We start from the raw sequence: 22322 nt of genomic DNA, 5'->3' as shown, positions 1-22322 counted from the left end.
AGCCGATGAATGGCACTTCACGTATCAGTGAGCAAGATTGTTCAAGCCTTCGGCCGCGACTGCTGGCACAGTCTGGGGTCTATCCCTGTCTGTAGAACGTTATGTCCAACTCAATCATGCCGCGCAGTGCCTTTTTGCGCGGCGCAGCGGCGATCATGCCGTTGTCCCTGGCCACCGCGCCCTGGGGCTTGCTGGCCGGTTCCATGGCCATCGAAGCCAACCTCACGCCCCTGCAAGGCCAGGGCCTTTCGAGCATTGTGTTTGCCGGTGCCGCGCAACTGGTGGCCATCGGCATGCTCAAGGGCGGTGCCGGGATTTTTTCGATCTTGCTGACCACACTGCTGCTGACCTCCCAGCATTTGCTCTACGGGATGAGCATGCGCTCGGTGATTTCGCCATTGCCGGGGCGCTGGCGCGCGGGCCTGGGGTTTTTGCTCACCGATGAGTTGTTCGCCCTGACCAGCCAGCACGACAAACAGCAGTTCAACCGCTGGTACGCCTTGGGCGTGGGCCTGACGTTCTACATCGCCTGGAACCTGTTCACCCTGGCGGGCATTGTGCTCGGCAGCAGCATTCCCGGCCTTGAACACCTGGGCCTGGATTTCTCCATCGCGGCGACCTTCATCGCCCTGATCACCCCGGTGGTGCGCAATGTGCCGACCGTGGTGTGCGTGGCGGTGTCGCTGTTCTGCTCGGTGCTGTTCAGCTACTGGCAATGGGGCTCGGCGCTGGTGCTGTCGGGGCTGGCGGGCATGACCGCCGGGTTTGTCTGCAATAAATTCTACGGTGGACGCACATGATGGTCTGGGCAGTGATTATCGGAATGGGCGTGTTGGTGTTCCTCAACCGCTATGTTTTTCTGGAACCGCGACTGCCGCTACGCTTGAGCAGCAATGCCCGGCAGTTCCTCGGGTTTGCCGTACCGGGCATGTTGACCGCCATCTGCGGGCCGATTGTGTTCATGCCGGAAAAACAGCTGAATCTGCACTGGGACAATCCCTATCTGATCAGCTCGCTGGTGGCGGTCGGGCTGGTGCTCTACACGCGCAATACGTTGCTCAGCATGCTGTTGAGCATGGGCTTCTTCTTTTTGCTGCGCTGGTGGCTCTGAGCGGGGCAGGGGAACTGATCTAAGCTTAAGTTGATGACCGATCCCTTCAGGAAGAGAGGTGAACATGGCCAATGAACCCAAGCAACCGGACCCGGAAGAAGATGAGGACGAACCCACGGAAGAAGAGATTGAGCAGCAGAAACGTTCGGTACCGGACTGGAAGCATCCTGACGACGGTAAGGAACTGTCAGAGCCTGACCGCAAGTTCTGAGCGGCACGGGAATACAACGAAGCCCCTCCATTGAGCGTAATGCTGCTGTAGGAGCGAGCTTGCTCGCGATGGTCGTCAACGATAACGCGTGTTTACTGGTTAAACGCAGCGCTCTTGGCTCCATCGCGAGCAAGCTCGCTCCTACAGCTGTTGATCAGTTCATGGAACTTCCTTGATCAGCGTGGCGCCCTGGTTCCTGACATTACCAACGGCCCTGTCGACCTTGTACCACTCGAATACATCGCTGGCCTCGCCCTGGGATAACGCCATTTCCTCGGCTCGCTCCTTGGGCGTGGCCGGGTCCAGCCATTCCCGCGCCAGTTCGGGCGAGAACACCACTGGGCGGCGGTCATGCACGTCAAGCATGCCGCCCGCGCTGTCGGCCGTCAGAATGACGAAACCGTCGTGCTCCCTGTGGGGCGCTCCACCGATGGGGTACTGGCCGATGGCCGCGCAGAAAACCGGGGCGCGGTCCCGTCGCCGGATCAGCCACGGTTGTTTGTTGGCCTCGCCGGTGTCGACCCATTCGAACCAGTTATCAATCGGGCAGATCGCGCGATGGGGCCAGATCGCCCGAAAGTACGGGCCGTGGGCGACTTTCTCGACCCGGGCATTGACCGGCTCCGTGCGATCCGTCGCCCAGTGCGGTCGCCAACCCCAACGCACGGCATCGGCGTGCAGCCGCTCATTCTCCAGGTGCAGCAGGGCGAGTTGCGTGGTGGGGGCGGCGTTATAGTGCCCCAGGGGTTCGTTGCCGACGCGATTGATCAGCGCGTCGGGGATGCTCAGCACCGCTACGAAGTCGTGGATTCCACGGTATTGCGACAGTCGTCCGCACATGGCCTGACACTCCGGTTAAGACGCTCCGACCGAAGCTTTGAGTTTAGTTGCTCGTGGCGAAACGGGCCTGGCAAGCACCGGAACCAAACCCTGTGTACCCTATCCAACCTCGGCCCGTCGTCTCGATGCGGGCCGACGACGGATGAGCGGGCGAAGGATCCTTGCCCATTGAAGTATCGACCGTGATGGTCTGGCCCAAGGCAAAAGATGAAACGATTGTTCAAGTGTTTAACGGTGTGCGCCCTGGCAGTGGGTTTGTTCGGCTGTATCGCCGCACCCATCGAAATGACTCCGCGGACCGAGCAGCGTTTGCAGGCGCAACCCCCCATCCGGTTTCTGCTGACCTTCGATGACGGCCCCAGTGCATCGAGTTGGTGGAATCCGACCGTCACTGTATTGGAGAGCCTGGCGCAAAACCCGCTGCAAACGGACATCAAGGCCGTGTTCTTCGTGCAAACCCGCGCTCCGCGAGCCGGTGGCAGCGAGTTGGGCCGGGACATCATGCGTCGTGAACATGCCGAAGGTCATATCCTGGGCTTCCACACGGCAACACCCCGGCACACCAATCATCGTTCCCTTGACCCACCCGTGTTGGAGCAGGCCCTCACCGATGGCAGCGCCGACATCGCTGCGATTACCGGCGCTGCGCCAACCCTGTTGCGCCCGCCATTCTGGAACTACGACAAACGCACCTTCGCCGCTTATCAGCGGCATGGCCTGCATGTACTGCTCACCGACTTGAGCGCCAATGACGGCAAGATCTGGGGCTTCAACGCCAGCCCCCGGCGCCGGTCGCACATGCTGCGCTCGATGTCCGAAGTTCGCGAACGCATTGCCCGCGGCGAGTTGCCGGTGGTCGATGGCGTGATTCCGGTGGTGGTGACCTTCCACGACCTCAACCGCTATACCGCCCGGCATACCCGCGAATACCTGCAGATTCTGCTCGACAGCGCCCGGGAGACCGGGGTGAAAACCGCCGACAAGCCGTTTTACGACGATCAGGCTGCGTTACAGCGGGCGGCCATGGCGCGCACCGTGCGTGACGGTTCGCAGCCGGTCGAATTGCCGGGGTTCTGGAACTGGATCTGGGGCGGGAACACCCGTTAGACGCTTGCAGAAATGAGAACTGGATCGCACTCATTGCGAATTTCACGGGGCGGGTTGCGGGCTGACCCAGGTTCCCAGTGAACACTGACCTGTGGCGAGGGGGCTTGCCCCCGTTGGGGCGCGCAGCGGCCCTAAAACCATCTGAGCTTGCGACGGCTGCGCCGCCGAACGGGGCGGTGCGGCGATCCGACAAGCCCCCTCGCCACAGGTGATTATCGCCTGTTCTATTGCCTTACGCTGCTGGTGGCAGCAGCTCATCAATCATCCGCAAACAATGGTTCAACCCCGGCGATACATCGCCCACCCGTCGGCTGAGAATGATCGGCGAGGTGGCGTTGTCTTCCAGCAGCGGGGTGAAGCCGATGTCGTCGCGGTGCAGCAACTGCACCGAGGCCGGTACCAGCGTGACGCCGATTCCCGCCCCCACCAACCCGATCGCCGTTTGCAGCTCGTTGGTCCATTGCGCGACGTGGATGCTCACGCCGTAGGACTCGAACAGGGCAATCACATGGTCGGCGTAACTCGGCCTTGGATTGCCGGGGTACAGCACAAAGGGTTCCTTGGCCAGTTCCCGCAAACTGATGGGCCCTGCGAGCAACGGATGCCCGGCGGGCAGGGCGGCGACCAGGCGGTCTTCGGTGAGCACGGTCTGGACGATGGCCGGGTCGTCGATACGGATTCGACCGAAACCGATATCGATGCGCCCGGCCTTCAACGCCTGCACCTGTTGCAGGGTGGTCATTTCAGAAAGCCCCAGCTCCAGCTCCAGCGGCTCGCCACTGCGTAACCGGCGGATCAGTTCCGGCAGCACGCCATACAGTGTCGACGGCGCAAAGCCGATACCCAGCCAGGTTTTCTCACCCAACCCGATGCGCCGGGTGTTGTCGCAGACCTTGTTCAGTTGTTCGAGCAGGGCGGTGGAGTGCTCGTGGAAAAACCGCCCGGCGTCGGTCAACTTCAGCGGTCGGCCGCGCTCGAGCAGCATTACCCCCAGTTCGTCCTCCAGTTGCTGGATCTGCCGACTCAAGGGCGGCTGGGCGATGTGCAGCAACTCGGCCGCGCGGGTGAAGTTGAGGGTTTGAGCCAATACCTGGAAGTAACGCAGGTGCCGCAGTTCCATGGGGCCTCCAGTCAATCAGTTGCATACCTTTAAGGTATCAAGTCAGACCAATTCTATATTGGCTTCAGGAAAAAAGCCGTACGAGAATCGATTCCAGAACTTCAAGAACCTGACGGGTATCGAAATGCTTGCAACAGCCATTGAGTCGATCGAGACGATCATCGTCGATCTGCCGACCATCCGCCCGCACAAGCTGGCGATGCACACCATGCAGAACCAGACCCTGGTGATCATCCGCGTGCGTTGCGCCGACGGCATCGAAGGCATCGGCGAATCCACCACCATCGGTGGTCTGGCTTACGGTAATGAAAGCCCGGACAGCATCAAGACCAACATCGACGCGCACTTCGCGCCACTGTTGATCGGCCAGGACAGCAACAATGTCAACGCGGCCATGTTGCGCCTGGAGCGCAGCATTCGTGGCAACACCTTCGCCAAATCCGGTATTGAAACCGCACTGCTCGATGCCTTGGGCAAACGCCTCGGCCTGCCGGTCAGCGAATTGCTTGGCGGTCGTGTTCGCGATGCGCTGCCCGTGGCCTGGACCCTGGCCAGCGGCGACACCGAGAAGGACATCGCCGAAGCGGAAAAAATGCTCGACCTGCGTCGCCACCGTATCTTCAAACTGAAGATTGGCGCCGGGGAGGTCAACCGCGACCTGGCCCACGTCATCGCCATCAAGAAGGCCCTGGGTGACCGCGCCAGCGTGCGGGTCGACGTGAATCAGGCCTGGGACGAAGCGGTGGCGCTGCGGGCCTGCAGGATCCTCGGCACCAATGGCATCGACCTGATCGAACAGCCGATCTCGCGCAACAACCGCGCCGGCATGGCTCGCCTCAACGCCATGAGCCCGGCGCCGATCATGGCCGACGAATCCATCGAATGCGTGGAAGATGCGTTCAACCTGGCCCGCGAAGGCGCAGCTTCGGTGTTCGCCCTGAAGATCGCCAAAAACGGTGGCCCACGTGCCGTATTGCGCACCGCCTCGATCGCTGAAGCGGCCGGTATTGCCCTGTACGGCGGCACCATGCTTGAAGGTGGCCTGGGCACCATGGCCTCGGCCCATGCCTTCGTCACCCTGAACAAGCTGGCGTGGGACACCGAACTGTTCGGCCCGTTGCTGCTGACCGAAGACATTCTCAGCGAACCGCTGGTGTATCGCGATTTTGAACTGCACGTGCCGAAAACGCCGGGCCTGGGCCTGAGCCTGGATGAAGAGCGCCTGGCGTTCTTCCGCCGCGACAAGACATCCACCGCCATTCATCAAGCCTGAGGAGAGCATTATGCTGTTCCACGTAAAAATGACCGTGAATCTGCCGGTCGACATGAATCCCGAAGCGGCAGCCAAACTCAAGGCTGACGAGAAAGCCCTGGCCCAGCGCCTGCAAGAGCAGGGCAAGTGGCGCCACCTGTGGCGCATCGCCGGGCACTACGCCAACCACAGCATGTTCGATGTCGACAGCGTTCAGGAACTGCATGACCTGCTGATGCAATTACCGCTGTTCCCGTACATGGCCATCGAAATCGACGCGATGTGCCGGCATCCTTCTTCCATCCGTGACGATGACCGCTGAGCCCAGCCTGTTCAGCGCTACGCTAATAATTACAAGATGAGGAACCCTTCAAAATGAACGTCAAGATTTCCCACACTGCCGAAGTCCAGAAATTTCTCGAAGAGGCCAGCGGCCTGCTCAACGATGCCGGCAACCCACGGACCAAGGCATTGGTCTATCGCATCCTGCGTGATTCGGTGAACATCATCGAAGACCTGGCCGTGACCCCGGAAGAGTTCTGGAAAGCCGTCAACTACCTCAACGTGCTGGGCGCTCGCCAGGAAGCCGGGCTGGTGGTGGCCGGTCTCGGTCTGGAGCACTATCTCGACCTGCTGATGGACGCCGAAGACGAGCAGGCCGGCAAGTCCGGTGGCACCCCGCGCACCATCGAAGGCCCGCTGTACGTGGCGGGTGCGCCGCTGTCGCAAGGCGAAGCGCGTCTGGACGACGGCGTCGATCCGGGTGTGACCCTGTTCATGCAAGGCCGGGTGTTCAACACCGCTGGCGAACCCCTGGCCGGTGCCGTGGTAGACGTCTGGCACGCCAATACCGGTGGCACCTACTCGTACTTCGACACCACGCAATCGGAATTCAACCTGCGTCGCCGTATCGTGACCGACGCCGAAGGCCGCTATCGTTTCCGCAGCATCGTGCCGTCGGGCTATGGCTGCCCACCGGACGGTCCGACCCAGCAACTGCTCGATCAACTGGGTCGTCATGGCCAACGCCCGGCGCACGTGCACTTCTTCATTTCCGCGCCGGATCATCGCCACCTGACCACCCAGATCAACCTCGACGGCGATCAATACCTGCACGACGATTTCGCCTACGCCACCCGTGACGAACTGATCGCCAAAATCACCTTCAGCGACGATCAGCAGCGCGCGGCGGCCCATGGTGTCAGCGGTCGCTTTGCCGAAATTGACTTCGATTTCACCCTGCAGTCGTCGGCCCAGCCTGAAGAACAGCAGCGCCACGAGCGGGTTCGCGCACTGGAAGACTGATAGCACGACCCTGTGGGATCACCACTCTGTGGGAGCGAGCTTGCTCGCGATAGCGGTTTTACATTCAACATCCATGTTGACTGGCACTCCGTCATCGCGAGCAAGCTCGCTCCCACAAGGGTTTCGGCTAACTGTCTGGAAAATCTCAAGGGACTGATGCAGTGTTCTAGAATGCCCCGACGCAACCTATAACAACAACGAGAGTGACCCGATGATGCAAGCTCAACTGTTGAGTCAGCGCAGCAGAGTATTCGACCATGCCGACCCCTATGCGGTGTCGGGCTACGTCAATCAGCACGTCGGTAACCACTGCATTCTCATGCCCCGTGCCGGCAGCCCGCTGGCCAGTCTCGACCATCGCAAGTTCGCCAGCCTCGACCTGTGCCGCATCAGCTACGGTGCCAGTGTGCGGGTGACGTCCGGTGCGCTGGACAGCATCTATCACCTGCAAGTGCTGCTGCGCGGCAATTGCCTGTGGCGTGGCCACGGCCAGGAACATTACTTCGCTCCCGGCGAATTGCTGCTGATCAATCCTGACGATCCGGTGGACCTGACGTACTCCGCCGATTGCGAAAAATTCATCCTCAAAGTCCCGACCCGCTTGTTTGAATCGGTCTGCGATGAGCAGCGCTGGCGCTATCCGGGGCAGGGCGTGCGGTTTCTGGAAAACCGTTATCAGCTCGATGAACTGGAAGGCTTCGTCAACCTGTTGGCGATGATCTGCCAGGAGGCCGAATCCACCGAGCAGATCCCCAGGGTCCAGGAGCATTACACGCAGATCATCGTCAGCAAGATGCTCAGCTTGATGAAAACCAACGTCAGCCGCCTCGAACTGGGCTCGCAGACGGCCACGTTCGAGGCGATTGCCGACTACATCGCCAATAACCTCAAACAGGACATCGACAGCGAAGAGCTGGCGCGCCAGGCCCACATGAGCCTGCGCTCGTTGTACGGATTGTTCGAGCGAAATGCCGGCCTCACGCCGAAAAACTATCTACGCCAGAAACGCCTGGAACGCATCAACGCCTGCCTCAGCGATCCGACCTGCAACGTGCGCAACGTCACCGAAGTGGCAATGGATTACGGCTTCCTGCACCTGGGCCGGTTCTCCGACAGCTACCGCAAGCAGTTCGGCGAATTGCCGTCCGATACCCTCAAGCGCCGGCATTGAGGCGCCAGCAATGGCGGCCTTGTAGTCGACCAGTCGCTCGCGGATGTACCCGATCTACTGTAGGAGCGAGCCTGCTCGCGATGGAGGTCAACGATGACGCGGGGAACCTGACACCCCGCAGTGCTCTCAGGTTTTTCGCGAGCAAGCTCGCTCCTACAAAAAACACACTGCACAAAACGGATAAAGGTCTGCACTGCGCGGATATTCCAGCCTGACCCCCCGTCCTAGCATGACCCCTGCCTGAACAATAACAATGGAGGCGGCGGCCATGACCCTGCGACCCGAATATTTGCATTCCCTGCTTGAAGACGATCCCGAGCAAGGCCTCTATCGCTGCAAGCGCGAGATGTTCACCGACCCCCGGTTGTTCGATCTGGAGATGGAACACATCTTCGAAGGCAACTGGCTGTATCTGGCCCACGAAAGCCAGATCCCCAACATCAACGATTTCTACACCACTACCATGGGGCGCCAGTCGATCTTCATCGCGCGCAACAAGGACGGTGTGCTCAACGCCTTTATCAACGCCTGCAGCCATCGCGGCGCGACCCTGTGCCGACACAAGTCCGGCAACAAGAGCTCCTACACCTGCCCGTTCCACGGCTGGACTTTCAACAACTCCGGCAAGCTGCTCAAGGTCAAGGACCCGGCCAACGCCGGATACCCGTCGAGTTTCAACTGCGAAGGCTCCCACGACCTGACCAAGGTTGCGCGGTTCGAGTCCTATCGCGGCTTCCTGTTCGGCAGCCTGAAAGCCGATGTGCTGCCACTGGTCGAACACCTGGGCGAGTCGGCGAAGATCATCGACATGATCGTCGACCAGTCCGCCGATGGCCTGGAGGTGCTGCGTGGCTCCTCCAGCTACATCTACGAAGGCAACTGGAAACTCACCGCCGAGAACGGCGCCGATGGCTACCATGTCAGCTCCGTGCACTGGAACTACGCGGCCACCCAGAACCAGCGCAAGCAGCGCGAAGCCGGCGACACCAACCCGACCATGAGCGCCGGCAACTGGGCCAAGCAGGGCGGCGGTTTCTATTCCTTCGACAAGGGCCACATGCTGCTCTGGACCCGTTGGGCCAACCCCGAGGACCGTCCACTGTACGAGCGCCGCGATGAGCTGGCGCAAGACTTCGGCAAGGCTCGCGCCGACTGGATGATCGAGAACTCGCGCAACCTGTGCCTGTACCCGAACGTGTACCTGATGGACCAGTTCAGCTCGCAGATCCGCATTGCCCGGCCGATCTCAGTCAACCGCACGGAAATCACCATCTACTGCATCGCCCCCAAAGGCGAGAGCGACCACGCCCGTTCGAGCCGGATTCGCCAGTACGAGGATTTCTTCAACGTCAGCGGCATGGCCACGCCCGACGATCTGGAAGAGTTCCGCTCCTGCCAGACCAGCTACCAGGGCAGCGTCACCACCTGGAACGACATGTCCCGTGGCGCCGAGCACTGGATTGAAGGTGCTGACGAGGCTGCAAAAGAAATCGACCTGCATCCGCTGCTCAGCGGCGTGCGCACCGAAGACGAAGGCCTGTTCGTGCTGCAACACAAGTACTGGCAGCAGACCATGCTCAAGGCATTGGCTGCCGAACAGTCGAAGCTGATCGCCGTGGAGGACGTGCAATGACCATTTCTTACGATGCCGTGCGCGATTTCCTCTACCGCGAGGCGCGCTACCTCGACGACCGCCAGTGGGACGAGTGGCTGGAACTGTACGCCCCCGACGCGACATTCTGGATGCCGTCCTGGGACGACAACGACGAATTGACCGAAGACCCGCAGCGGGAAATCTCGCTGATCTGGTACGGCAACCGCACGGGCCTTGAAGACCGCGTCTTCCGCATCAAGACCGAGCGCTCCAGCGCCAGCGTGCCGGACACCCGCACCTCCCACAACATCAGCAACATCGAGCTGCTCGAACAGGCCGACGGACTGTGCAAGGTGCGCTTCAACTGGCACACCCTGAGTTTTCGCTACAAGACCGTCGACAGCTATTTCGGCAGCAGTTTCTACACCCTCGACGTGCGCGGTGAAAACCTGCTGATCCTGGCCAAGAAAGTGATTCTGAAGAACGATTACGTTCGCCAGGTCATCGATGTCTACCACTTGTGAGACTGCCGTCATGACCCATTCCATTGCGTTCAATTTTGAAGACGGCGTCACCCGGTTCATCGACGCCAACGTCGGCGAAACCGTGGCCGATGCCGCGTACCGCCAGGGCATCAACATCCCGCTGGACTGCCGCGACGGTGCTTGCGGTACCTGCAAGTGTTTTGCCGAAGCCGGCACCTACGATCTGGGCGAGGAGTACATCGAAGACGCCCTCAGCCCTGAAGAGGCCGAGCAGGGTTTTGTCCTGACCTGCCAGATGCGCGCCCAGAGCGATTGCGTGGTGCGGGTGCCGACGTCCTCCGAGGTTTGTCGCACCCGTCAGGCCAGCTACGACGCGACCATCAGTGCCGTGCGCCAACTGTCCGACAGCACTATCGCGCTGTCGATCAAGGGCGAATCCCTGAGCAAACTGGCGTTCCTGCCGGGGCAATACGTGAACCTGGGGATTCCCGGCAGCGAGCAGACCCGTGCCTATTCGTTCAGCTCGTTGCAGCGCGACGGTGAGGTCAGTTTCCTGATCCGCAACGTGCCGGGTGGCCTGATGAGCAGCTTCCTCACCGGCATGGCCAAGGCCGGCGACTGCATGAGCCTGGCCGGTCCCTTGGGCAGCTTCTACCTGCGCGACATCCGTCGGCCGTTGTTGCTGCTGGCCGGTGGCACCGGGCTGGCGCCGTTCACCGCGATGCTGGAGAAGATCGCCGAGCAGGGCAGCGATCACCCGCTGCATCTGATCTACGGCGTGACCCACGATTTCGACCTGGTGGAACTCGACCGCCTCGAAGCCTTTGCCGCGCGCATCCCCAACTTCACCTTCAGCGCCTGCGTCGCCAGCCCCGAGAGCCAACACCCGCTCAAGGGCTATGTGACCCAGCACATCGAGCCCAGGCATTTGAACGATGGCGACGTCGACGTCTACCTGTGCGGCCCGCCGCCGATGGTCGAAGCCGTCAGCCGGTACATTGGCGAGCAAGGCATCAAACCGGCGAATTTCTACTACGAAAAATTTGCTGCCAGCGCGGCGTGAGTCGCAGGCGATTTCCCTTGCTTGGTAAATACCCCCTGTGGGAGCGAGCTTGCTCGCGATAGCGGTCTGGCAGTCACCAGATATGTTGACTGGAAGGACCTCTTCGCGAGCAAGCTCGCTCCCACAGTTGAACGGCAACCTTCTTCATGAGGTACACATGAACAGATTTCACGAAAAAGTCGCCCTGATCACCGGTGCCGCCCAAGGTATCGGGCGGCGGGTGGCCGAGCGTATGGCCGCCGAAGGGGCGAAGCTGATCCTGGTGGATCGCTCCGACCTGGTGTTCGAAGTCCAGCAACAGTTGGCGCCAACCACCCAGGTACTGGCCCTGACCGCCGACCTTGAGCAATACGAGGAATGCAGTCGGGTGATGCAAACCGCCGTCGAGCGCTTCAGTCGCCTCGATGTGCTGGTCAATAACGTCGGCGGGACGATCTGGGCCAAGCCGTTCGAGCACTATGAAGCGTCACAGATCGAGGCCGAGGTTCGCCGTTCGCTGTTCCCGACCTTGTGGTGTTGCCATGCCGCGCTGCCGTTCATGTTGCAGCAGGGCAGCGGTGCAATCGTCAACGTTTCCTCCATCGCCACCCGCAGCCTCAACCGCGTGCCCTACGGTGCGGCAAAGGGTGGGGTCAATGCCTTGACCGCTTGTCTGGCGTTCGAAACCGCCGGTCGCGGCGTGCGAGTCAACGCCACGGCGCCTGGCGGCACCGAAGCACCGCCGCGACGCATACCCCGCAATGGTGCCGAGCAGAGTGAGCAGGAAAAACTCTGGTACCAGCAGATCGTCGACCAGACCCTCGACAGCAGTTTGATGAAACGCTACGGCACCCTGGATGAGCAGGCGGGGGCTATTCTGTTTCTGGCCAGCGACGACGCGTCCTATATCACCGGCATGGTCATGCCCGTGGGCGGAGGCGATCAGGGCTGAGGCGAACGACAGACAACCCCATCGGCAAACGGAGTCATGGTGATGAGTGATAAACCCACGATCGTGCTGGTCCATGGTTTTTGGGGCGGCGCTGCCCACTGGAACAAGGTCATCGTTAAATTGGTCAGCCGGGGTGACACGCGCATTCGTGCCGTCGAGTTGCCACTGACTTCGCTGGCCGATGATGCCGAGCGTACGCGCAAGATGGTCGCCCAGGTGCCCGGTCCGGTGCTGCTGGTGGGGCATTCCTATGGCGGCGCGGTGATCACCGAAGCGGGTGATTTGCCGAATGTGGTGGGCCTGGTGTACATCGCCGCGTTCGCACCGGACGCCGGTGAAAGCCCCGGTGGCATCACGCAAAGGCATCTGCCAGCGGCGGCGGCCAACCTGGCTCCCGACAGCGACGGATACCTGTGGGTCAAGCCTGAGCTCTACCACGAAAGCTTCTGTCAGGACCTGCCGGCGACCGAAGGGTTGGTCATGGGTATCACCCAGAAAGCGCCGCTGGCGAGTACCTTCGGTGACACGATTGGAACGGTGGCCTGGAAGAAAAAGCCATCGTGGTATCAGATTTCGACCGCAGACCGGATGATCGCGCCACAGAACCAGCAATGGATGGCGGAGCGGCTCAACGCCAGGGAGATCCTGACCTTGAATGCCAGCCACGCGTCATTGGCGTCGATGCCCGCCGAAGTGGCGGCCTTGATCGACAGGGCTGCGACGGCGTTGGCCAAAGGCTAGGGCCTACAAGCGGCGCACAAAGGTGCTGGCAATACTGCGCATGGTGTCGCTGATGTTCAGGTTGTGTAGCGCATCAAGCGGGTGCCAGATGCAATCGGTGATTTCGTTCAGCGGCCGCAATTGCTCCAGATTCAGCACCGACACCTCGAATACGTGGTGTCGGGTGCCGCCCGATTCCAGTTCCAGCACGTATATCAACTCGTCGACCCGCAGGCCGGTTTCCTCCAGCAGCTCGCGAACGGCGGCATCGGCTGCGCTTTCACCCTGTTCAAGCTTGCCGCCGGGCAGCGTCCAGCGTCCTCCTCGCTTGCGTACCAGCAGTACATGCCTTTCCTGCTCGAAGATGATCGTTGCGCGTACTTTCATTGATTACCTAATGGCCGGTTGAGATGGTGCAGGCATTGAAATGCAGCATTCGGGCCAGGGCCGATTGAGCACTTTACGAGTAATTCGAGGGGGCAATGCGAGGAAAAGTGCAATCGATTTCGGGAATTTCCATGGCGACGTCTGGTCGGTATTTTGGACAAGGGTGGGTGTAAGGTAGGCAGGTCAACCTGAGATCACTGCCCGAGAGGAGGTGACTATGAGCGTTCCGATGTTGAACAAGATGCACATGAATGGTTATGACGTACTCAGCGTGAACAACGGCCCCTGGCGGGTATGTACCCAGGGTGACCGACTTGGCTCGTTTGCCAGTCGGGAAGAAGCGCTGGCATTTGCCGCATCGCTGCCCGGCTACAGGGCACGTGCTGCCAGGCCAGCGGGAAAATGAAGCCCCCCTGTAGGAGCGAGCTTGCTCGCGATGGTCGCTAACGATAACGCGTGTTTCCTGGCTAAACCCGCCGCGCTTGAGTCCATCGCGAGCAAGCTCGCTCCTACAGCCTGCAAAATCCTCAAGGGCGCTAGTAGCCGCCGCCTCCGCTGGGGCGGGAGGGTTCCCGGGCCTTTTGCTGCGTGTGGCTCCACTCCGCGCAGGTCATGAAGCTCTTGTGGTCGACCATGCCGCGGCCGTCGAAACTGACGTTGTACGGCTGCTGATGGTCGGCATGAGTCAGTTTGTAGTCAAAGCACGTACCGGGTTCGACGCTACGATCGCTGACCGCCAGTGGCTGGCCGCCGATTTGCCGGACTTGCTCCTGGGTCATGCCGGTGTCGACTTTCGCGACCAGCGGCTGATCCTTGTAGATCGAGTTGGTGCTGCAGCCTGCCAACGCGGTCAGTACGACGACCAGCGTGAATAGAGGTCTGTTCATGGCAGCGCTCCCGCTATTGAGCCTTGTTGCGGCTAATGACCTTGGCCTTCACTTCCTCGGCGTAGCCGGACAGTTTTTCTTCATCGCCCTGAAATAAAGAACACAGTCTTTGAACGGCTTGCGCGTCGACTTCGCTCCCGAGCAGGCGCAATTGCTGCTCGATGCGCAACAGCTCGACGGCCGACCAGCGCAAATCTGACGCAAGCCCTTGCAGATCGCGCCGAAGTTCCTGTTCCGATTTGTTAAGCCACATGATGACCTCCTGAACTTTGCACACCAAAATTTTAGACCTGTTTACCGCGCCGTATGTTGTGTTCGTCTGAGTCAGCGAGGTCTCCTTTGGTCGGGAAAACTACAGTGAACGAAAAAATAAGCTGTCCTACTCAAGTGCTGATTGTTCCTGCGGGGGCGACGTAAAATGACCACAACCGATGATTTCAGGGCCATGGCCCAGAAATTGATCGCTGACCTGGAGGCGGCAACCAACGAGACGATGCAACTGATATCGGCCCATCAACTCAGCGGGCCGCAATGGGAGCAAGTCACACAACGTCAGCATGACGCCTGCGAAAGATGGATGGATTATCTGAATTCAAGGAACTAACCGGGGCAAGCGATATCAATGACAGTCGCTGAATCGTTGGGGATGGCTGTAGGGACGACGGCGAGCTACATTTTCTTATTTCAAATTAAAGGAAACAGCATGCGGATGTTGATGGGGGGAGTCGTGTTGGCATTGCTGGGCGGGTGCTCGTTGCCGGCTTCGTTGGTACCGGGTGAGCCGAATGTCAGCAAGCACAGCGAGAAGACGCCAAAAGAGTATGCGGCGTGCGTGTTGCCTGCCTGGCAAAAGGAAGTATCGAATACGACCCAGGTTTCGATATCCAACGGATTCCGCATCACCGCGCCCAGCGTGATCACGGCCGACGAAGTGCTGGATATCGTGAAGTACAAGGAAGGCAGCCGGGTTTCGCTGTATCAGGGGCCACCTTGGGCCAAGTCCGGCGACCTGCGCAAAATCGTGCGCGACTGTTTGTAAGCGCGGGAGGCTGAAAATCGGTCAGCGACCGATGTTCGCCTGAATCCAGAAAAAAACCGGATGCCTGGCGCGCATCCGGTTTTTTTTTGTGTGGATCAGTCTGAAAGGTTGGTCGTCGGAATGATTTGCTCACTGGCCTGGGCGGCACTTTTGCGTTCCCGGCGCTCGTTCATCCAGCTTTCCACTTTGACGCCGAACTCTGGCGGGGCCTTGCGCCCGAATTTCCTGGCGATGTCGAGGATGGTTTGTTGTGCGAGGGCCTCTTCCATGCGTTTTTGCGCAACCATCATCGCGCCATTGATCGCGCACAGACCCTCCAGTGCCCATTCAGGCGGGGCACCGTCAAACACGGCGCAACGACCACGGATCTCCCGACAATCGAAAATCGACTTGCGGCCGTCGATGGCATTGACGATATCCAGCAAGGTGATTTCGTCAGCGGGCCGGGCCAGCTTGAAGCCACCGCGCACGCCTTCGGTGGCGACCACCAGTTTGGACTTGGCCAGCTTGGTGAAGATTTTCGCCAGATAGTCCTGAGGGACGCCTTGCAGATCGGCAAGGTCGCGCACGCTCGCTTCGCGCGAGTCGCCGCCATTACCCACCAGAAAAAGCAGGCAGTGGATGCCGTATTCGACACCCGCGCTGTAAAGAGACATGCAAATCTCCGACTGAATTAGTCGCAAATTCTAACAGCCGAGAGCAAGCAAGGCAACGAATCCCTTCTCGTTGGATCTTTTTTCATGACAGCAAAACACTCCTGTGATGCGCTGAATACAGGGGGCTCAGGTCATGGGTCACGTTTTTCGGTGGCAGCCCTCGATAAAAACCTGTTGCGGGATTTAACTAGGATCAATACAGTCGTAGTTGCTAGGTCGCAGTGGCAGACGCTTATCTGGGTACAAGCCCGCGTCGGTCCTTAAACCGCTCAACGATTTTCAACACTTGGTCATTCCCCCCCAGGAGTCAAAAAATGAAACAGCACATTCTGGTGATCGGCGCAGGTTTCGGTGGCATGTGGACCGCATTGAGTGCCACGCGCCTGTTCGACATTCACGGCCACAACGATGTTGAAGTGACCGTGCTGGCGCCTCAGGCCGAACTCCGTGTGCGTCCGCGCTTCTACGAACCGAATGCCCATCAACTGGCCGCGCCGATTGGCGATCTGTTTGATGCTGTAGGGGTCAGGTTCATCAAGGGCGCGGCGCAGACCATCAACGTCGAGCAAAAGCAGGTCGGCTATGTCGATGCCGCAGGGGCCCGACAAGTCTGCAGCTACGACAAACTCGTTCTGGCTACCGGCAGTCGCCTGGCTTCGTCGAGCACTCCGGGCGTGGCCGAACATGCCTTCGATGTCGATCAGATCGAGCAGGCCGTTCGCCTGGAAAACCACCTCAAGGCGCTGGCCAGCCAGCCCGAAAGCAAGGCGCGCAACACGGTGGTGGTGGCCGGTGGCGGTTTCACCGGGATCGAAACGGCGACTGAAATGCCGACTCGCCTGCGGGCCATCTTCGGCGACCGTGCCGACATCAATGTGATCATCGTGGACCGCGGCGATAAAGTGGGCGGCTCGATGGGTGAGCAAATCGCCGAATCGATCGTTGAGGCCAGCGTGGCGACCGGCGTGAAATGGCACTTGAAAGCTTCGGTTGTGTCGGTCGATGCCGACGGTGTCACCCTGTCCGACGGTGCTCGCATCGATGCAAAAACCGTGGTCTGGACCACCGGCGTTCGCGCCAGCTCCCTGACCGAGCAGATTCCCGCCGAACGTGATCACCTGGGCCGTCTGCATGTCGACGCGCACCTGAAAGTCATTGGCCAGAACGACATCTTCGCTACCGGCGACGTCGCCTATGCGGCCAGTGACGAGATCGGCAACTACGCCTTGATGACCTGTCAGCATGCTATTTCGCTGGGCCGCCATGCCGGCAACAATGTCGCCGCGCAGCTTCTCGGTGTCGACCCGACGCCGTACAGCCAGCCGAAATACGTGACCTGCCTCGATCTGGGCGCTTGGGGCGCGGTGTACACCGAGGGTTGGGATCGTCAGGTCAAGTTGGTCAAGCACGAAGCCAAGGCATTGAAGACTCAGATCAACACCCAGTGGATCTACCCACCGGCGGCTGAGCGCGCCTCGGCGCTGGCTTCGGCGGATCCGATGATTCCCGTGGCCTGATTGATTCGAACGTCACGTCTGAATAAAAACATCCCGCTCGGGTTCGCCTGAGCGGGATTTTTTACGCGTTGATTGCTTGTGTGAAATTTACCGTGTATTTTTTCATGAAAATAAAAATACAAAATTTCACGAGGCCGTATGTTTCAGCAATCCACCCGGCATGTCGCCAGTTACTACGCCCATACCTGCGCCGATCGTCTGGTCAATCGAGCCGTACTGGAAGGTGAACAAGACACCGAAGTGCTGATCATCGGGGCCGGATTCAGTGGATTGCACACGGCTTTGCGTCTGGCGCTGGCCGGCAAGCGCGTGACCTTGCTCGAAGCCAGCCGGGTGGCCTGGGCCGCGTCCGGGCGTAATGGCGGCCAGGCAATTCTCGGCTGGTCGTGCGACATGCCACCGCTGGAAGCGGCGCTGGGTTACGAACGGGCGCGGCGCCTGTGGGACGGCATGCGCTGGGCCGCGCGGGAGCTGCGTGACTTGCCCGGCCGCCATGAGTTCGATTGCGACTATCGCGCCGGCCATCTCTGGACCTCGGTGATGCCCCGTCGGGTAGGCCTGCTGACCGAGTGGCAACACGAGGCCAGTCACAAGTGGGGCCACGACAAACTGCAATTTATCAAGCGCAGCGATTTGCCGCAGTGGGTTGCCAGCGAGCGTTATCAGGCCGGCCTGTTCGATCCCGAGGGCGGGCATTTGAATCCGCTGAAACTGGCCCTGGGCCTTGCGGATGCAATCGAGCGGGCCGGTGGCCGCATCCACGAGCAAAGCAAGGCGCTGAGCTATGGCGAGGAGGGCAACGGGTTTGTGGTGACCACCGAACGCGGTCGTATTCGCGCCGATGTGCTGGTGCTGGCGTGCAACGCTTACCTCGATCGACTCGACCCGCAACTGGCCAGTTGCGTGTTGCCGGTCGGGACGTATCAGGTCGCGACCGCGCCGCTGACGAAGGAGTTAGCCACCGCGCTGTTGCCGAGCAATGTGTGCGTGACCGACAACCAGTTCGTACTCGATTATTTCCGCCGCACCCCGGATAACCGCCTGCTGTTCGGCGGCGGTTGCACTTACCTGGGCGGCATGCCCAAGGACATCGCTGCCGCGACCCGGCCGTTCCTGGAGCGCGTGTTCCCGCAACTCACCGGCGTCGACCTGGAGTTTGCCTGGGGCGGCCACATCGACCTGACCCTCAAGCGCACACCGGATATCGGACGGCGGGGCGATCTGTACTGGATGCAGGGGTATTCCGGGCATGGCGTGCTGCCGACACTGGCCGCGGCGAGGGCGGTGTCCGACGCGGTACTCGGTCAGCCCGACGAGTTGTCCCTGTACCAGGGCCTGAACAACGGCAGTTTTCCCGGCGGCAAATACCTGGCCGCGCCGCTGGAAGCCATCGGCAAGGCCTGGTATCGACTGCGCGACAGCATTTGAAGCGACACTTTCTGGAAGCCTCTAGATGGACATGCAAGAAGAAATCTCGGCGCTGGCGATCCTGATCCAGGACCTGCGCAAACACAAGAAGTACACCCTGAAGGAACTGGCGGACAAAATCGGCCGCTCCGTGGGTTTTCTGTCCCAGGTCGAGCGCGGCCTGTCGCGCCCGACGGTGGCGGACCTGACCGCCATCAGCGAAACCCTGGGGGTGCCGACCACCTATTTCTACAGCCTGCCCAAACCCATGGCCTTGTCCTGGGTCACCCGCCCGGACGAGCGCCGCACGCTGTATTACGCCGACGGCATCACCGACATCCTCGTTTCGCCGAAAATGCGCGCGTCGTTCTCGATGCTCGAAAGCCAGCTCGAACCCGGTGCCAGCAGCGGTGACCGGCACATGAAGGACAGCTCCGAGCAGGGCGGTTATGTCCTGGAAGGGGAACTGACCCTGTGGCTCGACGACAACGAACCGGTGACCCTGCACCCCGGCGACAGCTTTCAACTGGCCAGCCATGCGCACTGCCGCTACGGCAACCTGTCCGACCAACTGACCCGCGTGCTTTGGGTTTACACCTGATAACAACAAGGAACAAAACGATGGATGCTGTGTGCTCTGAACTGCTGGCCGAGGTTCGCAACTTCCGCCACTGCAACCCCGAAGTGCGCTACGTCGACCTGATCTCCCTGGACATTCCGGGGCATTTCTACGGCAAGCGCTACCCGATCGAGATGCTGGAAAAAGTCGCTGCCGGCAGTGCATTGAAGCTGCCGCAGAACTGCGTGCTGCTCGGCACCCAGGGTGGGCTGTTCAAAATCGGCGATTACTGCTTCAACGATGGTGATCCGGACGCGCTGCGCCGTTTGGTGCCCGGCACGCTGAAACTGGTGAGCTGGGAAAAGCAGCCCTTGGGCCAGATGCTGATCACCTCCGACGGCACCGAAAAACCCATCGAATTCGAACCCCGTGAAGTGCTGGCGCGGGTGCTGGATCGTCTGCACCGCAAAGGCATTTTCCCGGTGGTGGCCTTCGAGCTGGAGTTTTACCTGTTCGACAGCCGCTTGAAGGACGGCTTACCGCAATTTCCCCGTGATGAGTTGACAGGCGATGCCGACGATCAGCCGAACATGCACATCGAGCGCTTGTCGCGCTTCGCCCCGGTGCTCGATGAAATGGTCGAGACGGCACGAGCGCAGGGCGTCGATGCCACGGTGATCACTGCCGAGCTCGGCCCGGGCCAGTTCGAAATCAACTTCGGCCATTGCGATGACGGCCTGCGCGCCGCCGACTGGGCGGCCCTGTTCTGCCGCAGCACCCGGGGCGTGGCGCTCAAGCACAACCTGCGCGCCAGCTTCATGGCCAAACCTTACTTGCAACACCCCGGCAGCGGCATGCACGTGCATGTCAGCCTGTATGACCAGGCCGGCAACAACCTGTTGGCGGCGAACGGCCAGCGGGTGCTGCGCCATGCGGTGGCCGGTTGCCTGGATGTGTTGCCGCACTGCATGCCGATTTTTGCCCCGAACCACAATGCCATGCGCCGCCTGAGCGGCACGGTGAACGTCGCGTCCCGTGCCAGTTGGGGCTTCGAGGATCGCGATGCCTGCTTGCGTATTCCGGAGTCGGACATCAAGAACCTGCGCATTGAACATCGTTTGGCCGGTGCCGATGCCAACCCTTATCTGGCGTTGGCGGCGATTCTGGTGGGGTTGGAGCAAGGCCTGGAAGGGGAGCGCGAGCCGATTGCACCGCTCAACGAAGACCGCGGCAGTGGCATCGATTTTCCGCTGGAAATGCTCGAAGCGGTGCAGTCCATGCAAAATCATGCAGTGCTGCGCGAAGGCTTGGGGGCGGAGTTCGTGGACGTCTACTGCGAAAACAAGCGTCAGGATCATCTGGCATTTCTGCATGACATCAGCGCGCGGGAGTATCGCTGGTTCCTGTAGTCGCCCTTAGAAAATATGTGGATATTTAATGGGTTAGAGCGTTTAGTAACTGGATAGTGAATAAAAATATCTTGTTACAGGCCGAAATATTCCGTAATATCCGCGCCGCGTTCACCACCACGGTTTATGCATTTTTAAATCCCAGGCGTCCATCAGCTGCCTGGGATTTTTTTTGCCTGAAATTTAGTCGGCCGCTGACTCCATCATCGGCGCTCGCTTGCCGAGCTTCATCAGCCAGTAATAACTCAGCGCCGGCACCAGCAACCCGACGATCCACGCCAGGTCCACCCCATCCAGCGCCGTGGCCACCGGGCCGACATACAGCGTGGTGTTCATGAACGGAATTTCCAGGGCAATCGCCAGCAGGAAACTGCCGCAGGCAATCCGGTTGACCCGCCCGTAGATCCCGTCCGGGTCGAAGATGTCGTCAATCCGGTACTGGCCTTTGCGCAGGCAGTAGTAGTCCACCAGATTGATCGCCGTCCACGGGATCAGGAAGTAGCTCATGAAGAAGATGAAATTCAGGAAGAAGCTGATGAAGTCATCCTGACTGATGGTGCACAGGGCCGTGGCCACCAGGCTGATCAGCAGCATGAACAAACCGCGTACCCGCGGGGTCACCTTGAGCCGGGCGAAAGGTTCGATCACGGTGATGGTCGACATGAACGCGCCGTACAGGTTGAACACATTGATCGACACCTGGCCGTAGACGATGAAGGCGAACAGCAGCACTGCGCCAGCGCCGAACAGGCCGGCGACATGCCCGCCGACGTTGCTGGAAAAGTCGCCGATGCCGACGCTCAGGATTGCCCCGAGAATCATCATCCACGCGCCGCCGCTGACCGTGCCGGCGTAGCTGTACCAGAACACCTGGGCGGTGGGCGTGCTACTCGGCAGGTAGCGCGAATAGTCGGCGACATAAGGTGCATAGGACAGTTGCCAGGTCACGGCAATGCTCACCGCCACCAGGAACTTCGACAGCGAGAAGCCTGTTGGCAGCCATTGTTCGGCCGGGATCGGCAACTGCAAGGCGAGCACCGTGGCGGCCACGAACACCACCAGCGACAGAATCGACAGCAGCTTCTGCAAGCGGTGAATCAACCGATAGCCATAGAGCGCGACGACGAAGCACAACGCGCCGATCAGGTAGATATTGCCGGACATCGGCAGTGGGCTGACGGACTCCAGCGCCTGGGCCGCGAGCAAGGTGTTGCTGACGAAGAAACCCAGGTAGATCAGCATCACGAACAGCAGCGGCAACACCGCCCCCAACACGCCGAATTGTGCCCGGCTCTGGATCATTTGCGGAATGCCCAGCTTCGGTCCCTGGGCCGAGTGGGAGGCCATGAAAATCGCCCCCAGCAACGAGCCGATGATGATCGCCAGCGCACTCCAGAACAGGTTGAGCCCCATCACCACCGGCAACACGCCGGATGCAATGGTGGTGATGTTCATGTTGGCGCCGAACCAGATGTAGAACAGCGAACCCGGTTTGCCGTGACGTTCGGTTTCGGGGATGAAATCGATGCTTCTTTTTTCGACTTGCATGGC

The 22322-nt window shown here is 60.3% G+C and carries 27 protein-coding genes; 20 read left to right on the top strand and 7 right to left on the bottom strand.

The window, feature by feature from the left end:
• Nucleotides 1–101: 101 nt before the first annotated feature.
• The 3 genes from KW840_RS26935 (at nucleotide 102) to KW840_RS26925 (ending at nucleotide 1322) form a co-directional block, all read left to right on the top strand.
• Entirely contained in the window at nucleotides 102–800 is a 699-nt protein-coding gene (locus tag KW840_RS26935) for an AzlC family ABC transporter permease (protein WP_007978998.1), read from the top strand.
• A complete protein-coding gene (locus KW840_RS26930) occupies nucleotides 800–1111 on the top strand; it encodes an AzlD domain-containing protein (RefSeq protein ID WP_167362889.1) in 312 nt (103 codons plus the stop codon). The genes KW840_RS26935 and KW840_RS26930 overlap by 1 nt, the downstream gene beginning before the upstream one ends.
• 64 nt (nucleotides 1112–1175) lie before the next feature.
• On the top strand, nucleotides 1176–1322 hold the full coding sequence (locus KW840_RS26925) for a hypothetical protein (RefSeq protein ID WP_167362858.1): 147 nt from the start codon (nucleotides 1176–1178) through the stop codon (nucleotides 1320–1322).
• 159 nt (nucleotides 1323–1481) lie between these two features.
• Here KW840_RS26925 and KW840_RS26920 read toward each other — a convergent pair whose 3' ends face one another.
• A complete protein-coding gene (locus KW840_RS26920; protein WP_218498330.1) occupies nucleotides 1482–2162 on the bottom strand; it encodes an SOS response-associated peptidase family protein in 681 nt (226 codons plus the stop codon).
• A gap of 207 nt (nucleotides 2163–2369) precedes the next feature.
• Here KW840_RS26920 and KW840_RS26915 point away from each other — a divergent pair, with 207 nt between their 5' ends.
• Nucleotides 2370–3269, top strand: coding sequence for a polysaccharide deacetylase family protein (locus KW840_RS26915; protein ID WP_218498329.1), 900 nt, complete (start codon nucleotides 2370–2372; stop codon nucleotides 3267–3269).
• Nucleotides 3270–3501: 232 nt separating this feature from the next.
• Here the strand turns inward: KW840_RS26915 and KW840_RS26910 are convergent, their stop codons facing one another.
• Nucleotides 3502–4389, bottom strand: coding sequence for a LysR family transcriptional regulator (locus KW840_RS26910; protein ID WP_057715474.1), 888 nt, complete (start codon nucleotides 4387–4389; stop codon nucleotides 3502–3504).
• A 124-nt stretch (nucleotides 4390–4513) separates the two neighbouring features.
• On the opposite strand from KW840_RS26910, the gene KW840_RS26905 reads away from it, so the two are divergent.
• The 9 genes from KW840_RS26905 (at nucleotide 4514) to KW840_RS26865 (ending at nucleotide 12931) form a co-directional block, all read left to right on the top strand.
• Nucleotides 4514–5662 carry a muconate cycloisomerase family protein gene (locus KW840_RS26905; RefSeq protein ID WP_167362859.1) on the top strand — a complete coding sequence of 383 codons (1149 nt, stop codon included), beginning with the start codon at nucleotides 4514–4516 and terminating at the stop codon, nucleotides 5660–5662.
• 10 nt (nucleotides 5663–5672) lie between these two features.
• Nucleotides 5673–5963, top strand: a complete 291-nt coding sequence (gene catC, locus KW840_RS26900) for a muconolactone Delta-isomerase (protein WP_218498328.1) — start codon at nucleotides 5673–5675, stop codon at nucleotides 5961–5963.
• Between the two features lie 53 nt (nucleotides 5964–6016).
• Entirely contained in the window at nucleotides 6017–6946 is a 930-nt protein-coding gene (gene catA, locus KW840_RS26895) for a catechol 1,2-dioxygenase (RefSeq protein WP_057715471.1), read from the top strand.
• A gap of 211 nt (nucleotides 6947–7157) precedes the next feature.
• Nucleotides 7158–8117 carry an AraC family transcriptional regulator gene (locus tag KW840_RS26890; RefSeq protein WP_057715470.1) on the top strand — a complete coding sequence of 320 codons (960 nt, stop codon included), beginning with the start codon at nucleotides 7158–7160 and terminating at the stop codon, nucleotides 8115–8117.
• 268 nt (nucleotides 8118–8385) lie between these two features.
• Nucleotides 8386–9750 (top strand): benzoate 1,2-dioxygenase large subunit, encoded by a 1365-nt coding sequence (benA, locus tag KW840_RS26885; protein ID WP_218498327.1) that lies wholly within the window; start codon nucleotides 8386–8388, stop codon nucleotides 9748–9750.
• On the top strand, nucleotides 9747–10235 hold the full coding sequence (gene benB, locus KW840_RS26880) for a benzoate 1,2-dioxygenase small subunit (RefSeq protein WP_090454737.1): 489 nt from the start codon (nucleotides 9747–9749) through the stop codon (nucleotides 10233–10235). The genes benA and benB overlap by 4 nt, the downstream gene beginning before the upstream one ends.
• Before the next feature lie 10 nt (nucleotides 10236–10245).
• A complete protein-coding gene (benC, locus tag KW840_RS26875; protein ID WP_057715467.1) occupies nucleotides 10246–11259 on the top strand; it encodes a benzoate 1,2-dioxygenase electron transfer component BenC in 1014 nt (337 codons plus the stop codon).
• Between the two features lie 157 nt (nucleotides 11260–11416).
• Nucleotides 11417–12190, top strand: coding sequence for a 1,6-dihydroxycyclohexa-2,4-diene-1-carboxylate dehydrogenase (locus tag KW840_RS26870; RefSeq protein WP_090454739.1), 774 nt, complete (start codon nucleotides 11417–11419; stop codon nucleotides 12188–12190).
• A 42-nt stretch (nucleotides 12191–12232) separates the two neighbouring features.
• Nucleotides 12233–12931: an alpha/beta hydrolase gene (locus KW840_RS26865; protein WP_218498326.1), complete on the top strand. Its 699-nt coding sequence runs from the start codon at nucleotides 12233–12235 to the stop codon at nucleotides 12929–12931.
• A 3-nt stretch (nucleotides 12932–12934) separates the two neighbouring features.
• On the opposite strand, the gene KW840_RS26860 is transcribed toward KW840_RS26865, so the two are convergent.
• Entirely contained in the window at nucleotides 12935–13297 is a 363-nt protein-coding gene (locus KW840_RS26860; RefSeq protein ID WP_057715464.1) for an NUDIX hydrolase, read from the bottom strand.
• A gap of 217 nt (nucleotides 13298–13514) precedes the next feature.
• On the opposite strand from KW840_RS26860, the gene KW840_RS26855 reads away from it, so the two are divergent.
• Complete coding sequence (locus tag KW840_RS26855) at nucleotides 13515–13703, top strand: SPOR domain-containing protein (RefSeq protein ID WP_057715463.1); 189 nt, start codon at nucleotides 13515–13517, stop codon at nucleotides 13701–13703.
• Nucleotides 13704–13833: 130 nt separating this feature from the next.
• On the opposite strand, the gene osmE is transcribed toward KW840_RS26855, so the two are convergent.
• Both osmE and KW840_RS26845 read right to left on the bottom strand, forming a co-directional pair.
• The gene (osmE, locus tag KW840_RS26850) at nucleotides 13834–14184 is read right to left on the bottom strand and encodes an osmotically-inducible lipoprotein OsmE (protein ID WP_057715462.1); all 351 of its coding nucleotides are present in this window, start codon (nucleotides 14182–14184) and stop codon (nucleotides 13834–13836) included.
• A gap of 13 nt (nucleotides 14185–14197) precedes the next feature.
• The gene (locus KW840_RS26845) at nucleotides 14198–14437 is read right to left on the bottom strand and encodes a hypothetical protein (RefSeq protein WP_057715461.1); all 240 of its coding nucleotides are present in this window, start codon (nucleotides 14435–14437) and stop codon (nucleotides 14198–14200) included.
• A gap of 165 nt (nucleotides 14438–14602) precedes the next feature.
• On the opposite strand from KW840_RS26845, the gene KW840_RS26840 reads away from it, so the two are divergent.
• Both KW840_RS26840 and KW840_RS26835 read left to right on the top strand, forming a co-directional pair.
• A complete protein-coding gene (locus tag KW840_RS26840) occupies nucleotides 14603–14788 on the top strand; it encodes a hypothetical protein (RefSeq protein WP_057715460.1) in 186 nt (61 codons plus the stop codon).
• Nucleotides 14789–14887: 99 nt separating this feature from the next.
• A complete protein-coding gene (locus KW840_RS26835) occupies nucleotides 14888–15223 on the top strand; it encodes a hypothetical protein (protein ID WP_057715459.1) in 336 nt (111 codons plus the stop codon).
• Between the two features lie 95 nt (nucleotides 15224–15318).
• Here the strand turns inward: KW840_RS26835 and KW840_RS26830 are convergent, their stop codons facing one another.
• Nucleotides 15319–15879, bottom strand: a complete 561-nt coding sequence (locus KW840_RS26830) for an Rrf2 family transcriptional regulator (RefSeq protein ID WP_057715458.1) — start codon at nucleotides 15877–15879, stop codon at nucleotides 15319–15321.
• A 314-nt stretch (nucleotides 15880–16193) separates the two neighbouring features.
• Here KW840_RS26830 and KW840_RS26825 point away from each other — a divergent pair, with 314 nt between their 5' ends.
• From KW840_RS26825 to KW840_RS26810, 4 genes are all read left to right on the top strand, one after another.
• Entirely contained in the window at nucleotides 16194–17396 is a 1203-nt protein-coding gene (locus tag KW840_RS26825) for an NAD(P)/FAD-dependent oxidoreductase (protein ID WP_218498325.1), read from the top strand.
• A 138-nt stretch (nucleotides 17397–17534) separates the two neighbouring features.
• Nucleotides 17535–18824 carry an FAD-binding oxidoreductase gene (locus tag KW840_RS26820; RefSeq protein WP_218498324.1) on the top strand — a complete coding sequence of 430 codons (1290 nt, stop codon included), beginning with the start codon at nucleotides 17535–17537 and terminating at the stop codon, nucleotides 18822–18824.
• 25 nt (nucleotides 18825–18849) lie between these two features.
• Nucleotides 18850–19404, top strand: a complete 555-nt coding sequence (locus KW840_RS26815; protein ID WP_008000492.1) for a helix-turn-helix domain-containing protein — start codon at nucleotides 18850–18852, stop codon at nucleotides 19402–19404.
• A gap of 20 nt (nucleotides 19405–19424) precedes the next feature.
• Nucleotides 19425–20771, top strand: a complete 1347-nt coding sequence (locus KW840_RS26810) for a glutamine synthetase family protein (protein WP_218498323.1) — start codon at nucleotides 19425–19427, stop codon at nucleotides 20769–20771.
• A gap of 183 nt (nucleotides 20772–20954) precedes the next feature.
• Here the strand turns inward: KW840_RS26810 and KW840_RS26805 are convergent, their stop codons facing one another.
• Complete coding sequence (locus tag KW840_RS26805; RefSeq protein WP_218498322.1) at nucleotides 20955–22319, bottom strand: cytosine permease; 1365 nt, start codon at nucleotides 22317–22319, stop codon at nucleotides 20955–20957.
• Nucleotides 22320–22322 lie beyond the last annotated feature (3 nt).

The organism is Pseudomonas sp. PDM30, from assembly GCF_019218985.1.
Classification (GTDB): Bacteria; Pseudomonadota; Gammaproteobacteria; order Pseudomonadales; family Pseudomonadaceae; genus Aquipseudomonas; species Aquipseudomonas jessenii.
The sequence above is the reverse complement of the archived record's forward strand: the minus strand, read 5'-3'. Positions and strand labels throughout refer to the sequence as shown.